Source organism: Flavobacterium lacustre (assembly GCF_027474525.2).
Lineage (GTDB): Bacteria > Bacteroidota > Bacteroidia > Flavobacteriales > Flavobacteriaceae > Flavobacterium > Flavobacterium lacustre.
Genome location: NZ_CP114882.2, coordinates 173999 through 188281 on the forward strand (window position 1 = coordinate 173999; position 14283 = coordinate 188281).

Genomic DNA, 14283 nt, shown 5'->3' on the forward strand with positions numbered 1-14283 from the left:
ATGGGCAAGATAGGTGGATTTAAAGAATACAATAGAACAGACGAAAGTAATGTTGCTGTTTTAGAACGTGTATCAAATTATAATGAATTTACAATTCCTTTAGCAAAAGAAAAAATAAAGGAACAAGGATCAAGATGTATGGATTGTGGTATTCCTTTTTGCCACAGTGCCTGTCCGTTAGGAAATTTAATTCCTGATTTTAACGACATGGTACACCAAGAGGAATGGGAAAGCGCATTAGCTATATTGCAATCAACAAATAACTTTCCAGAATTTACAGGTAGATTATGCCCTGCTCCATGTGAAAAATCATGTGTATTAGGTATCATCAAAGAACCTGTTGCTATTGAAAATATTGAAAAAAGCATCATCGAAAGAGGTTTTGCTGAAGGTTGGATTAAACCCCAGACTCCAGCAACAAGAACTGGTAAAACAGTAGCAGTTGTAGGTTCTGGTCCTGCTGGATTAGCGGCTGCACAACAATTAAACCGTGCCGGTCATACAGTAACTGTTTTTGAAAGAGATAACGCTATCGGTGGTTTACTTCGTTATGGAATTCCAAATTTCAAATTAGAAAAAGGAATTATCGACAGACGAGTAGCTATTTTAGAAGCCGAAGGAATTGTTTTCAAAACAAATGTAAACGTTGGTGTAAACTTCAGCGTTGAAGAATTGAAAGCTTTTGATTCTATTGTATTATGTGGAGGAGCTACTGAAAGAAGGGGCTTACCTACTAAAGGTGCTGATAGCAAAGGTGTTGTTCAAGCTATGGATTTCTTATCACAACAAACCAAAGTTTTATACGGAGAAAAAATCGAAAATCAAGTTAAAGCTACTGGTAAAAACGTTATCGTTATTGGTGGTGGAGATACCGGTTCTGACTGTGTAGGAACATCAAACAGACACGGTGCATTATCTGTGACTAACTTTGAGATCATGCCAAAACCTCCAGTAGGAAGAAGCGAAAGTACTCCTTGGCCATTTTGGCCTTTGCAACTTAAAACTTCATCTTCACACGAAGAAGGTTGTAACAGAAACTGGTTAATTAACACCAAAGAATTCATTGCGAATGAAAAAGGAGAATTGACAGGTTTAAAAACCGTTGAAGTAGAATGGAAAATGACTCCTGGACAAAGACCTGAATTAATTGAAAAACAAGGTTCAGAAAAAATCTGGCCATGCGATCTAGCGTTATTGGCTCTTGGATTTACAGGTCCGGAAAAAACATTAAGCGAACAATTGGGATTAGAAACTGATATGAGAAGCAATTATAAAGCGACTAATTATCAAACTAATGTACCAAATATATTTACAGCCGGAGATATGAGAAGAGGACAATCTCTAATCGTCTGGGCCATTTCTGAAGGTCGTGAAGCGGCCAGAGAAGTTGATTTATATTTAATGGGCTGCACCAATTTGCCAACTAAAGGCAATGGCGATTTACCTAGCCTATAAATAATGCCTAATTACAAAATCCCTTGATAATTGATTTTATCAAGGGATTTTTATTTTAAAAAAGTTACAAAAAACAGCATAAAAACACTAATTGTTTAAAAACAAACATTTTGTTATAATTTGTTAAAAAGAGTGTTTTTATTTGTTTGTATTGATAAAGAATAATAAATTTGCGTAAAATTATATCAAAATGCAAGGAAAAGACTTATTACAATTAGCAGAACAATTTGGTAGCCCCTTATATGTTTATGATGCCGAAAAAATACAATCTCAATACAACAGATTAACAAAAGCTTTTTCAAAGGTCGATAAGTTACGCATTAATTATGCAATGAAAGCCTTGTCAAATGTGTCAATTCTTCAATTATTGAGAGAAATGGGTTCTGGTTTAGATACCGTTTCTATTCAAGAAGTTTTGTTGGGTTTGCATGCAGGATATGACCCTGAAAAAATATTTTATACGCCTAATGGAGTTTCTTTGGAAGAAATTGAAGAAGTAGCTGCAATGGGAGTTCAAATCAATATTGATAATTTATCTATTTTAGAACAATTTGGAACAAAATATCCAAATGTTCCTGTTTGTATCCGAATTAATCCTCACGTAATGGCGGGAGGAAATGCCAATATTTCAGTAGGACATATTGATAGTAAATTTGGAATTTCTGTACATCAGTTACCTCATTTGGTTCGTATTGTAGAAAATACAAATATGAATATCGTGGGGATTCACATGCATACCGGTTCTGATATTTTAGACATTGAAGTGTTTTTATATGCTGCCGAAATATTATTTGATGCCGCAAAAAACTTTAAAAATCTAGACTTCTTAGACTTTGGTAGTGGTTTCAAAGTACCGTACAAAAAAGATGATATCGAAACTGATATTGAAGAATTAGGTAAAAAATTATCTAAAAGATTCAATTCATTCTGTGCGGAATACGGTAGAGAATTAACTTTGATTTTTGAACCTGGTAAATTTTTAGTAAGTGAAGCTGGATTCTTTTTGGCCAAAGTAAATGTGGTAAAACAAACTACCTCAACTGTTTTTGCAGGAATCGATAGTGGTTTTAATCATTTGATTCGCCCAATGTTTTACGGATCACAACATCATATCGAAAATATTTCGCACCCAAAAGGAAAAGAACGTTTCTACTCTGTAGTAGGTTACATTTGTGAAACGGATACTTTTGCCAATAACCGAAAAATTGCCGAAATAAAAGAAGGAGATATTTTATGTTTCCGAAATGCAGGAGCTTATTGCTTCTCTATGGCTTCAAATTACAACTCGCGATATAAACCAGCAGAAGTATTATGGATGAACGGCGAAGGACACTTAATCCGAGCACATGAAACCTTTGAAGATTTATTACGAAATCAAATTCCATTGCCCGTAGCAGCGGCAACAGTTTAAATATAAATCCCGTCTCCTAACTGAGACGGGATTTTTTTATGTCATAAATAATCAAATCTTAACATAGCCAATGAATTAGTTTATTTACTTTTGAAATTCTTACAAAAAAAATACAAACCATGAATAGACGGAAATTTTTCAAGAATGGTTCTTTATTTGCAATTGGAGCAAGCCTTATAAATCCTTTTGAAGGAAATGCACAAGAAGTAGATTTTGATACTTTAAAAAAAAATAAGAAAGCTAAAAATATCATTGTAATTGTTAGTGACGGTATGAGTATTGGTACGCTGAACATGACTGATATTTATTTAAACAGAAAAACGGGAAAAGGAAGTAATTGGCTTCAATTGTACAAAGACAATAAAGTAAGTCGTGCCTTGATGGATATGGCTTCGGCATCATCAATCGTAACGGATTCGGCAGCGGCAAGTTCCTCTTGGGGAAGTGGTTTTCGTGTAAAAAATGGTTCATTGAATGTAGGTGTAAATGGAGAAGAATATCTTCCTATCTGGCAGAAATTTAAAAAGGCAGGAAAAATGGCGGGTTGTGTAACCACAGTTCCCATTACTCATGCCACACCAGCCGGTTTTTGTATTTCCTCTGAAAGCCGTAACAGCCAAAACAGTATTGCCGAAATGTATCTGGATCTAAAATTCGATATCATGATGGGTGGTGGTAATAATTATTTCTCCCCCGAAAGCCGTAAAGACAAACGCAATATGTACCAAGAATTTGCTGAAAAAGGTTTTACTGTTGTAAAAAATAGAGCCGAAATGCTTGCAAGCGATAACAGCAAACCAATTCTTGGTGTTTTCTACAACGACGGACTTCCGTATTCTAAAGACAGAGAAAACAGCAAAGAATTAACTGATGCAATTCCTACATTAGCAGAAATGACAGAACGCGCCATTGATAAAATGAAAAATCATCCCAATGGTTTTGTACTTCAGATTGAGGCCGGAAAAGTAGATTGGGCTGCTCATGGAAATGACATTGCAGGTCTTATATACGATCAGGTGGGACACGACGAAGCCATAAAAGTAGCTATGGATTTTGCCGAAAAAGACAAAAATACATTAGTCATCATCACCACAGATCACGGAAATGCGAATCCCGGAATTATCTACGGAAAAGACGCTAACGATAATTTTGACAGCATTCAAAACTACAAACATACCAATGAATGGATTTTGAACGGAATGGGTCAAGAAACCTCTATTAATCAAGTGATAGAAAGAATTGAATATGCTAATAAAATAGTTTTGAAAGAAGATGAAGCCAAAGAAATTTTAAATTATTATTCGAATATTAAGTTGGAAGACGGTTTGTATAATCCCAAACATTTACCATTCAAGAAACTATCCGATATTCAAAAGAAACGCAATTCTGTGAGTTGGATAAGTATGGATCATTCGGCTGATTACAGTGAAACCGCCATGTTTGGACCTGGAAGTCATTTATTAAAACCATTCTTAAAAAACACCGATTTGCATTATTTAATGTTAGAAGCAGCTGAAGTAGAAAATAATTTTTAGAACAACAAAAGCTTTCATGCTAAAACAAAAAACTCCCGTCTTTATATTAGACGGGAGTTTTTTTGTTCAAATATATAAAGGAATCTATCCGATTATTTTTTTTCTAAAAGTGTTTCCAATACTTCGGATTCTGTTCCGTTTGGAAATGGAATTTTCAATAATTGTGAAAGTGTCGGTGCAATTTGCGTAATGTATTTTTTAGCATGCAACTCCCCTTTTGGAATCTGCCATCCATAAAAAAGCAATGGCACATGTGTATCATAACTATTCGGAGATCCGTGTGTCGTTCCTGTCGCTTGATATTCCATGAAACCGGTCTTGTCTAAAATAACAATATCCCCATTTTGCTTTGGATCATAACCTTTGGCAATACAACTCAAAAAATAATCATCCCCGGACGAAGCCAAAATATCTTCCTCAGTATAGACTCTTTTAACTTGCTCTTGTGTCATCAAAAAATCTTTAAAACTTTGTTTTACTTTAGTCAATTCCAGCCCTTTCAATTTTATAGTTTCTTTATTAAAAAAAAGATTAAAATTAGAGTAATCCAAAATTAAATCGGCACCAAACGTATCTGTTGAATATTTTTTCAACGCATCAACAATATCTTTTGTCGGAACATTTTTGACATTGTATTTATTGTCTTTCAGGTAATTTGAATTCTCAGCACCAGCATGATCCGCAGTCAAGAAAAGTAAGTAATTATCTTTGCCAACCGTTTTATCCAAATAGGCTAAAAAAGTAGCCAATGTTTGGTCTAAACGCAAATACGTATCTTGTAATTCCATAGAACGAGGACCAAAAGTATGTCCAACATAATCCGTTGAAGAGAAACTAACCGTCAAAAAATCGGTAATATCATCTTTTCCCAAATCTTCTTTTTCAATGGCTTTCATGGCTAAATCAGCCAATAAATCATTACCAAAAGGAGTCGTGCGCAAAACATCTGCACCTTTTTCTTTATAAATTTTGTTCAAATCGTACGGGAAAACCGGACCTGTTGTTTTATCTATTTTCCCTTCGTAAGGATTGTCATCAGGAAGACTTTCGTTATAAGTGGCAATAGGTTTCAACAAATTCCATCCTTTATTGATGTAATTCATATAGCGCTTTTCCTGATTGAATTCCGTAACCCAATTCGGCAATGTTGAACCATAAAAAGTACTGGAAATAAAAGATCCTGTTTTACTGTACCAAAAAGCCCAATTCGCAAAATGACCAGCAGGCAAAATTGCACCACGATCTTTAATACTTAAACCGATTACTTTTCCTTTAAAATTTGTCGCCATGCGCAATTCATCAGTAATTGTAGTACTCAATAAATTTTTAGGAGACATCGCACCCTCTTTTTCAGTTCCGTCACCCAAGATTTTTACAGCGGCATCATCCGTGCAATACATGTCTTTTCCTATCGCTTTATTGAACCAATCATTTCCCACAATTCCATGTGTAGAAGGCGTTGTTCCTGTATAAATTGAAGCATGTCCCGGTGCTGTATATGTCGGTACATAATTATAATGCATGTTATGAAAAGTATATCCATTATTCATGATTCTTTTGAAACCATTGGCAGAGAAATCATCCGAAAAACGATATAAATACTCCATTTTCATTTGATCGACTACAATTCCAACAACCAATTTAGGGCGTTGCTGCGCTTGACTATTAATAAAAATACTTAAAGCCAAAAACAAAATTATTTTTTTCATATCATACTTTTTTATAGGAACAAAAATACAGATTAAACTTTGAATTTATTTTAAAATCAGAAATGATAAAGAAGAATTAACAACCAATACCGCAACTAAAACCCGCTATTTCTGATTTTCTTCAAAATATCGGGCTTCAATTCTTTTGATGTCTTTTATGGAATTTCTCGCCCAAGCCAAACGTTTTTCTAAAATTTCTTCTTCAGAAAGATGCCAATCGATAGTTGAATTGCGCAATCGATTCGTCAGGTTTTGAATAATGATAGCGGCCGAAACCGAAATGTTCAAACTTTCTGTAAAACCAACCATCGGGATTTTAAGAAAACCATCTGCTTTTTGAAGAATTTCTTCGGATAATCCGTCCCGTTCTGTACCAAAAAATAAAGCGCTGGGTTTTGAAATATCAAAATCTTCTAAGAGACAGTCGTTTTCGTGTGGCGTTGTGGCAATAATTTGGTAACCTTTATTCTTTAAGGTTTCAACACAATTCGTAATACTGTCAAAAGTGTTAATATCAACCCATTTTTGGGCGCCCATTGCAATTTCCTTATCGATACTTTTCCCGTAACGTTGCTCGATTACGTTCAATTCCTGAATTCCAAAAACTTCACAACTGCGCATCACCGCACTGGTATTATGCATCTGAAAAATATCTTCAACAGCAATCGTAAAATGATTGGTTCTGTTTTGCAATACTTTCAAAAACTTTTCTTTTCGGTTGTCGGTAAGGATATTTTCGAGAAAATTAAGGTAATCAATGTCAATCATTATGGATTATTTTTTGGCAAAAATACTAACTATTTATTCTACGAATTCACTAATTTTATCTTTTATGTAAATTGCAATACTTCGAAATTCAAGACAACATACAAACTATGAAAAAGAAACTGGTCGTTTTGACGGGAGCAGGAATCAGCGCCGAAAGTGGCATCAAAACCTTTCGTGACAGCGACGGACTTTGGGAAGGTCATAACGTTATGGATGTAGCAACTCCTGAAGGTTGGAGGAAAAATCCGGTGTTGGTTTTAGACTTTTATAACCAAAGAAGACAGCAACTCAAAGAAGTACAACCGAATCTTGCCCATCAGATTTTAGCCGAATTAGAAAACGATTTTGACGTCTTTATCATCACCCAAAATGTTGATGATTTACACGAACGTGCCGGAAGTACAAGCGTTTTGCATTTGCATGGCGAATTATTAAAAGTAAGAAGCAGCATCAATCCAAATTACATTCTGGATTGGCGTGAGGATTTAAATTTGGGTGACACCGACAAGAATAACAATCAACTCAGACCACATATTGTTTGGTTTGGCGAAGCAGTTCCTGCGCTGGAAGAAGCTGTTGCAATTACTCAAAACGCTGATTATTTTGCCGTTATTGGCACATCATTACAAGTTTATCCGGCTGCAGGATTACTTGATTTTACAGCACCCCAAATTCCTGTTTTTTATATTGATCCAAAACCAATTAAAATTCCAAATCTCAGAAACCCATTGGATATTATCCCGGAAGTGGCTTCTGAAGGAATGAAAATACTAAAAAAGAAGCTTCTCCCTTTTATTTAAAAAAGCAATCGTTTTCTAAATTGTTTCTAAAGGTTTATATTTGTGCCTTTCGAACAAACAACACGACAATGACAACTTTAAATGAATTGAACGCCATCTCTCCGATTGACGGAAGATATAGAAATAAAACCCTTTCTTTAGCTCCTTTTTTCTCAGAAGAAGCGTTAATAAAATACCGCGTATTGGTTGAAATTGAATATTTCATTGCTTTATGCGAAGTTCCTTTGCCACAATTAAAAAATGTTGACGCAAACTTATTCGAAAGTCTGCGTGATATTTATAAAAATTTCTCTACCGAAGATGCTCTTTGGATTAAAGAAACTGAAAAAGTAACCAACCACGATGTTAAAGCGGTGGAATACTTCATTAAAGATGCTTTTGAAAAATTAGGTTTATCCGAGTACAAAGAGTTTATTCACTTTGGTTTGACTTCACAAGACATCAACAACACAGCAATTCCGCTTTCGACTAAAGAAGCTTTTGAGAAAGTATACATGCCTTCTTTAATTACTTTAACTTCAAAATTAAAGGATTTAAGTCAGGAATGGAGAGACATTCCAATGCTTGCGCGTACTCACGGACAACCTGCTTCACCAACTCGTTTGGGGAAAGAAATTGGTGTTTTTGTAGAACGTTTAGAAGAGCAAATGCGTTTGTTGTTTAACATTCCTTTTGCTGCAAAATTTGGTGGTGCAACCGGAAATTATAACGCACACCACGTGGCGTATCCGCAGATTGACTGGAGAAAATTTGGAGGAAAGTTTGTAGAAGAAAACCTTGGTTTACACCACTCCTTCCCTACTACACAAATTGAACATTACGATCATTTCGCCGCCTTTTTTGATGCGTTGAAAAGAATAAATACCATCATCATTGATTTAGACCGAGACATTTGGACGTATGTTTCTATGGAATATTTCAAACAAAAAATCAAAGCAGGAGAAATAGGTTCTTCGGCGATGCCACACAAAGTAAACCCGATTGATTTTGAAAACTCTGAAGGGAATTTAGGAATAGCCAATGCTATTTTCGAGCATTTATCTGCTAAATTACCGTTGTCAAGATTGCAACGCGATTTGACTGACAGTACGGTTTTGAGAAACATTGGTGTACCAATGGGACATACTATAATTGCCTTTGAAGCTACTTTGAAAGGGTTGAACAAATTGTTGTTGAATGAGTCTAAGTTTCACGAAGATTTAGAGAAAAACTGGGCAGTTGTTGCCGAAGCTATTCAAACGATTTTACGTCGCGAGGCTTATCCGAATCCGTATGAAGCGTTGAAAGGATTGACCAGAACCAATGAAGCGATTGATAAAAATGCGATTCACGGTTTTATTGCCACCTTAGACGTTTCGGATGCAATAAAAGAGGAACTACTGCAAATCACACCTAGTAATTTCTTAGGAATATAAGCCCTAAAAAATTATTTGAATCCTAATAAATTCCTGTTGAAAGAAGTATAAAAAGCCTTTTCAACAGGAATTTTTCTGTTAAAGAATCGGTAAAAAGGGTTGTTCCGGGAGATTTATCTTTTTAGAACAGCGTTTTTTTCTTATCTTACCAAAATACCTTTTTACATCAATACAAATAAATGCCTATGACTCCAACAGAAACTGTAACACAAGCCACACAACACTTAGAGCCACTTATCAGCGATCTTGGACTTATTCTTATGACCGCAGGAATTGCCGTTTTGTTGTTTAGAAAACTAAAACAACCACTCGTTTTGGGCTATTTGATTGCAGGTTTTATGGCTGGAAATCATTTTGATTTTTTCCCTTCTGTAAAAGACATTAAAAGTGTAGAAGTTTGGGCAGAGATAGGCGTTATCTTTTTATTGTTCAGTTTGGGACTGGAATTCAGTTTTAAAAAGCTGATGAAAGTTGGCGGAACCGCTTCCATTACAGCCACTACACAAATCCTCACCATGATTTGCATTGGTTTTCTTGTGGGGCAATGGATGGATTGGTCTAAAATGGACAGTATCTTTCTGGGCGTTATTCTTTCTATTTCATCGACTACTATTATTCTGAAAACCTTTGATGAACTGGGAGTAAAAGCACAAAAATTTGCCGGAATCGTTATTGGTTCACTTATTGTTCAGGATATTGTTGCCATCTTGATGATGGTTTTGCTCTCTACTATTGCCGTTAGTCAGCAATTTTCAGGAATGGAATTGATGCAATCGGTGTTGAAACTGATTTTCTTCCTTACGATTTGGTTTGTTGGCGGTATCTTTTTTATTCCGACATTATTAAAAAAAGCGAAGCATTTATTGACGGACGAAATGTTGCTTATTATTTCACTTGCTTTGTGCCTGATGATGGTGGGTCTTGCGGCTAATGTTGGTTTTTCTCCTGCACTGGGTGCTTTTATCATGGGTTCTATTATTGCCGAAACGACGCAAGCCGAACATATTGAGCATTTGGTCAAACCGGTAAAAGATTTATTTGGTGCTGTTTTCTTTGTATCTGTTGGGATGTTAATTGATCCGCACACTTTGTATACACACACGTTTCCGGTGGTGATTTTAACTTTCGTTACTATTTTCGGGCAGTCTATCAGTTCCACTATTGGTGCTTTACTTTCGGGGCAGCCTTTAAAACAGTCTGTACAAACCGGAATGAGTTTGTCTCAGATTGGGGAATTCTCCTTTATCATCGCTTCTTTGGGTATGACATTGCATGTAACAAGCGGTTTTCTGTATCCAATTGTGGTGGCGGTCTCGGCGGTGACCACTTTTACTACGCCGTTTATGGTGAAGTTCTCTACCCCTTTTTCTGACTATTTATCTAAAAAATTACCTCGAAGATGGATCAAAAAGATTGAACGCTACAGTGCCAATGCGCAAGCGATAAAATCGGTGAGTAACTGGCAAATTTTAATCAACAGTTATCTGACGCAATTGATTGTGCTTTCGGTAATTATTTTTGCGGTTATCTTACTTTCGTCTAAATATATTTTACCCTTGACTGATGATTTTAAATTTGGAAATGCCTTGGGTGCGTTAATCACTTTGATTGCGGTTTCGCCGTTTTTATGGGCTTTATCTTTGCGTCGCTTTGCTGCAAATGAAGTCTCTATTTTGATGGAAGAGCGCAAATACCAAGGACCAATTGTTATGATGTTCTTATTTCGCTTGGTACTTTCGGTGTTTTTTATTGGGTTTTTATTGAATATCTTTTTCTCGCCTGCAATTGCTTTGATTGTATTGGTTGCGTCGCTTGTTGTGTATTTTATTTTCCAAAAGAGATTGAATGCGCAATACCATAAAATTGAGACGCACTTTTTGACCAATTTGAATGATCGTGAAATCACTAAAGTAAAAAGAAACCGAAGTAGTTTATCGCCTTGGGATGAACACATGGCGTTTTTTGACATTGCGCCTGCTTCCAATCTTGCCGGAAAAACGCTGGAAGAACTACAGATTCGGGAGCAGTTGGGGATTAACATTGCCTCGATTAAACGGGGGGAATTTATGATTAATATTCCCAAAGGAAACGAGCGTTTGTTTCCCGGAGATGAGATTTGCGTAATTGGAACGGATATTCAAGTGAAGGAATTTAAAACCTATTTAGACCAGCACGAAATGGATGCGCCTGATGCGTTCACCGAACCTGAAATTGTGTTGCGTCAGATTGAGTTGAAAAACGAGAGTTACATTGGTAAAAGCATCCGGGAGTCGAAATTGCGGGAAAAAACCAGCGGTCTTATTGTTGGTATCGAGAAAAAAGGAAAGCGTATTCTGAATCCGGAGTCGAATGTTATTTTAGACAAAGACGATATTCTTTGGATTGTGGGAGACAAAAAACTACTGGCCGATTTGGTTCGCAACTAGACCTCCTATTTCTCTTAGTCCTAAAGGGGTTATTGCCTTGTTTTCTTTTTGCCAACCTATTTATACTACCACTACTTCAACTATATGCATCATTGGCTGCTTATGGATTCCCTTTTGCTTGTTTTGAAAACCGAGCATCGCAAAATTGCATAGGAGAATCGTGAATGTGCATGCCAATATCCTAAATGCGCATAGGAGAATCGTGAATGTGCATGCCAATATCGTGAATGCGCATAGGAGTATCGTGAATGCGCATGGCAATATCGTGAATGCGCATAGGAGAATCGCAAATGTGCATGGCAATATCGTGAATGCGCATAGGAGTATCGTGAATGTGCATACCAATATCCTAAATGCGCATAGGAGAATCGTGAAATGCATACGAGTATCGCGAAATGCATACGAGAATCGTGAATTGCATACGAGTATCGTGAAATGCATACGAGAATCGTGAAATGCATACGAGAATCTTAACTACAGGCACAAGAATCGCAACTGCAGGTAGGAGAATCGTAACTACAGGCACAAGAATCATAACTAAAGGTAGGAGAATCTTAACTGCAGGCTCGAGAATCATAACTACAGGTAGGAGAATCGTAACTGCAGGCACAAGAATCATAACTAAAGGTAGGAGAATCGTAACTACAGGCACAAGAATCACAACTACAGGTAGGAGAATCGTGGTTTTGGGTTAGTCTACCCAATGCGCTAATGCTCTTATGTACGAAACGTTCTCGAAGAATTAAAGCTGGATCCATGATTTGTAGGAAAAAATGAATATATTTGAAAATCAATAAAGTCTGATGTCTATCAGACCTATCTACCCAAATAAGGGGTGATATGTCTGACTTTGTCAGACTTATTTACTAGTTATATGCTACTTGTGCCGAAATGACGCAGTTGAAAACATTCAGGAAATAACAATATTTGAAAAATGAAAAAACTAATTTCCGTAATAATTATAGTTTTATTAAGTAGTTGCGAAAAGAAAAAAGAAAGTTGCTACACAAACTTTACTTATTCAAAAGGAAATATTAAAATGTTTTATAATTTAAAATTTAATTCATCTGATACAGTCTATTATTTAGATAAATATCCATTTGAACCAAAAGGTTTAAACTATTTCGTACTTGAAAAGAATGAAAAGAAAATATTAGATAGTTTAATATGTAAATTAAAATTTCCTGTCAAAGATTCTGTCCTTATAAATAACGGAATACACGATGGAACAACAATTGCTTTCTCAATTGACAATAAAAGATTAATGCTTCACGGTCATAAAGGTCCGAAAGAGTTTTGGAAATTTGAAGAGTGGATGAATTATTTGCTAAACCATAAACAATTAATACCAATTGAAAGGAAAGTAAAATTTGATAAGTTTGATAAAATGTTTCCAGGTCCTCCTCCTCCTATTGTAAAAGAATAACGTTAATTGACCAATATTTGGATTCGCAGAAATATATAAAGCAGTAAAGCGAAAATTGAAATCTGCCAACAGAAATTGGAAAGTTGGAATCTAAAAAACAGAGACTTGAAAGTCAGAATACTCAACAGAAACTTGAAAAATTTTGTGGTTTAAATCGTAATTTAGAGCAAAAATAAGCAGCATATAACAGCTGTTTCAATATACTTGCTGATTTAGTGGAATTACGTGCTGTTATCATAAATCCGTTCAACCAAAGCTACTCTGCTATCAAGGCAGCAAGCATCTTGAAGCAGCAGGACGTTATAGGCAATATTGACACAAATGAATAAACAAGAACAAGATTTTATTTCTCTTTTAGTAATCATATTTTCTTTTGCGTATACTTTTTTCTATATGCTTAATGGGAAAGGAAATAGCCCTTTGAGTTTTAGGTACAATCAATTATTTGAGTGGAAAAGTCTAAAATATCATTTGCTTTTTGCTACAATATTTGCAATATTAGGTTTTGTAAGAATTGATTCTCTAACACTTGAAACATATTATTTTACACCAATCCTTTTTATAACTTCAACTTTAATGTGTAATTCAATCATTAAAGCTATTTACAACAGAAATATTTTAATGGAAGTGCCGAGTAGATTAGGTGATACATTTAGTAAAAATGCCAAATCTTTAGACAAGTTTTTTACGTTCATAATATTTTTAATTTCCCTGACTGTTCCTATAATTTTAAAAGCTCCGAAATTTAAAGAAATAAATAATAGACATTTAACCGAAATAAAAAATACTGCCTATAACAGCCACTACAACGGATTTGGGTAATAGGTTTAATGGGAAAATGGTTTTGTCTTTGGAAATTTAGGCATAACCGAAAGATTACGCATTTTTAATCCCAAACCCGCTGTAGTGCCAGAACGTTGTGTGCAAGCCTCACCGAACAAGACGTAATAAAAACATATAAAACGCAATATAATGACTGGTGAATATCCTAATTTTAAAGACATTAAAGTTCATTGGACAAAATTTCATACTTTAATTGTGATGGTAATAACTTTCAGTGTAATTCTGTTTTTAATAAATCAAGCTAAATCAAAACCAATCACACTTACACAATATCTAAATGTCGCAGGATTATATTTAGATTTTTGGGGAGTTATAATTGCTTCCTTAAAAACACCATATTATGGAGCTTTTTTCGATGCTGGAAAAATTGAAATTGAACGTCAAAAAGTGGAAAGCAAATACCTTAACATAGGGATGATTTTAATTTTCATTGGAATGCTTTTACAAGTTTTGAGTACACTAAATAATTTTTTGACATAAATACAAATATTTAAT

13 protein-coding genes are annotated in these 14283 nt (G+C 35.2%); 9 read left to right on the forward strand and 4 right to left on the reverse strand.

The genetic code is table 11. From position 1 onward, the window contains the following. The 3 genes from O6P34_RS00860 to O6P34_RS00870 all read left to right on the forward strand — a co-directional run bounded on the left by O6P34_RS00860 (position 1) and on the right by O6P34_RS00870 (position 4401). A complete protein-coding gene (locus O6P34_RS00860; RefSeq protein WP_269685472.1) occupies positions 1-1455 on the forward strand; it encodes a glutamate synthase subunit beta in 1455 nt (484 codons plus the stop codon). A 190-nt stretch (positions 1456-1645) separates the two neighbouring features. Beyond that, a complete protein-coding gene (gene lysA / locus O6P34_RS00865) occupies positions 1646-2866 on the forward strand; it encodes a diaminopimelate decarboxylase (RefSeq protein ID WP_269685473.1) in 1221 nt (406 codons plus the stop codon). A gap of 119 nt (positions 2867-2985) precedes the next feature. Continuing rightward, positions 2986-4401 carry an alkaline phosphatase gene (locus O6P34_RS00870; RefSeq protein WP_269685474.1) on the forward strand — a complete coding sequence of 472 codons (1416 nt, stop codon included), beginning with the start codon at positions 2986-2988 and terminating at the stop codon, positions 4399-4401. A 92-nt stretch (positions 4402-4493) separates the two neighbouring features. On the opposite strand, the gene pafA is transcribed toward O6P34_RS00870, so the two are convergent. Further along, on the reverse strand, positions 4494-6110 hold the full coding sequence (gene pafA, locus O6P34_RS00875) for an alkaline phosphatase PafA (RefSeq protein ID WP_269685475.1): 1617 nt from the start codon (positions 6108-6110) through the stop codon (positions 4494-4496). 105 nt (positions 6111-6215) lie between these two features. Next, positions 6216-6878 (reverse strand): TrmH family RNA methyltransferase, encoded by a 663-nt coding sequence (locus O6P34_RS00880; RefSeq protein ID WP_269685476.1) that lies wholly within the window; start codon positions 6876-6878, stop codon positions 6216-6218. Between the two features lie 107 nt (positions 6879-6985). Between O6P34_RS00880 and O6P34_RS00885 the strand changes: the two genes are divergently transcribed. From O6P34_RS00885 to O6P34_RS00895, 3 genes are all read left to right on the forward strand, one after another. Further along, positions 6986-7678, forward strand: coding sequence for an SIR2 family NAD-dependent protein deacylase (locus O6P34_RS00885; protein ID WP_269685477.1), 693 nt, complete (start codon positions 6986-6988; stop codon positions 7676-7678). Positions 7679-7746: 68 nt separating this feature from the next. Further along, positions 7747-9093 (forward strand): adenylosuccinate lyase, encoded by a 1347-nt coding sequence (gene purB, locus O6P34_RS00890; protein ID WP_269685478.1) that lies wholly within the window; start codon positions 7747-7749, stop codon positions 9091-9093. 185 nt (positions 9094-9278) lie between these two features. Beyond that, positions 9279-11519, forward strand: coding sequence for a cation:proton antiporter domain-containing protein (locus O6P34_RS00895; RefSeq protein ID WP_269685479.1), 2241 nt, complete (start codon positions 9279-9281; stop codon positions 11517-11519). Positions 11520-11700: 181 nt separating this feature from the next. Here the strand turns inward: O6P34_RS00895 and O6P34_RS00900 are convergent, their stop codons facing one another. Then, complete coding sequence (locus tag O6P34_RS00900; RefSeq protein WP_281324525.1) at positions 11701-11859, reverse strand: hypothetical protein; 159 nt, start codon at positions 11857-11859, stop codon at positions 11701-11703. A gap of 214 nt (positions 11860-12073) precedes the next feature. Continuing rightward, a complete protein-coding gene (locus O6P34_RS00905; protein WP_281324526.1) occupies positions 12074-12277 on the reverse strand; it encodes a hypothetical protein in 204 nt (67 codons plus the stop codon). A gap of 176 nt (positions 12278-12453) precedes the next feature. On the opposite strand from O6P34_RS00905, the gene O6P34_RS00910 reads away from it, so the two are divergent. From O6P34_RS00910 to O6P34_RS00920, 3 genes are all read left to right on the forward strand, one after another. After that, positions 12454-12945: a hypothetical protein gene (locus O6P34_RS00910; protein ID WP_269685482.1), complete on the forward strand. Its 492-nt coding sequence runs from the start codon at positions 12454-12456 to the stop codon at positions 12943-12945. Positions 12946-13266: 321 nt separating this feature from the next. Further along, positions 13267-13767, forward strand: coding sequence for a hypothetical protein (locus tag O6P34_RS00915; RefSeq protein WP_269685483.1), 501 nt, complete (start codon positions 13267-13269; stop codon positions 13765-13767). A 150-nt stretch (positions 13768-13917) separates the two neighbouring features. Then, complete coding sequence (locus tag O6P34_RS00920; protein WP_269685484.1) at positions 13918-14268, forward strand: hypothetical protein; 351 nt, start codon at positions 13918-13920, stop codon at positions 14266-14268. Positions 14269-14283: the final 15 nt, after the last annotated feature.

What these genes read in the sequence shown, in the direction of transcription:
- O6P34_RS00860 (WP_269685472.1), top strand. Translation starts at nt 1, where the DNA reads ATGGGCAAGATAGGTGGATTTAAAGAATACAATAGAACAGACGAAAGT.
- lysA (WP_269685473.1), top strand. Translation starts at nt 1,646, where the DNA reads ATGCAAGGAAAAGACTTATTACAATTAGCAGAACAATTTGGTAGCCCC.
- O6P34_RS00870 (WP_269685474.1), top strand. Translation starts at nt 2,986, where the DNA reads ATGAATAGACGGAAATTTTTCAAGAATGGTTCTTTATTTGCAATTGGA.
- pafA (WP_269685475.1), bottom strand. Translation starts at nt 6,110, where the DNA reads ATGAAAAAAATAATTTTGTTTTTGGCTTTAAGTATTTTTATTAATAGT.
- O6P34_RS00880 (WP_269685476.1), bottom strand. Translation starts at nt 6,878, where the DNA reads ATGATTGACATTGATTACCTTAATTTTCTCGAAAATATCCTTACCGAC.
- O6P34_RS00885 (WP_269685477.1), top strand. Translation starts at nt 6,986, where the DNA reads ATGAAAAAGAAACTGGTCGTTTTGACGGGAGCAGGAATCAGCGCCGAA.
- purB (WP_269685478.1), top strand. Translation starts at nt 7,747, where the DNA reads ATGACAACTTTAAATGAATTGAACGCCATCTCTCCGATTGACGGAAGA.
- O6P34_RS00895 (WP_269685479.1), top strand. Translation starts at nt 9,279, where the DNA reads ATGACTCCAACAGAAACTGTAACACAAGCCACACAACACTTAGAGCCA.
- O6P34_RS00900 (WP_281324525.1), bottom strand. Translation starts at nt 11,859, where the DNA reads ATGCACATTCACGATACTCCTATGCGCATTCACGATATTGCCATGCAC.
- O6P34_RS00905 (WP_281324526.1), bottom strand. Translation starts at nt 12,277, where the DNA reads ATGGATCCAGCTTTAATTCTTCGAGAACGTTTCGTACATAAGAGCATT.
- O6P34_RS00910 (WP_269685482.1), top strand. Translation starts at nt 12,454, where the DNA reads ATGAAAAAACTAATTTCCGTAATAATTATAGTTTTATTAAGTAGTTGC.
- O6P34_RS00915 (WP_269685483.1), top strand. Translation starts at nt 13,267, where the DNA reads ATGAATAAACAAGAACAAGATTTTATTTCTCTTTTAGTAATCATATTT.
- O6P34_RS00920 (WP_269685484.1), top strand. Translation starts at nt 13,918, where the DNA reads ATGACTGGTGAATATCCTAATTTTAAAGACATTAAAGTTCATTGGACA.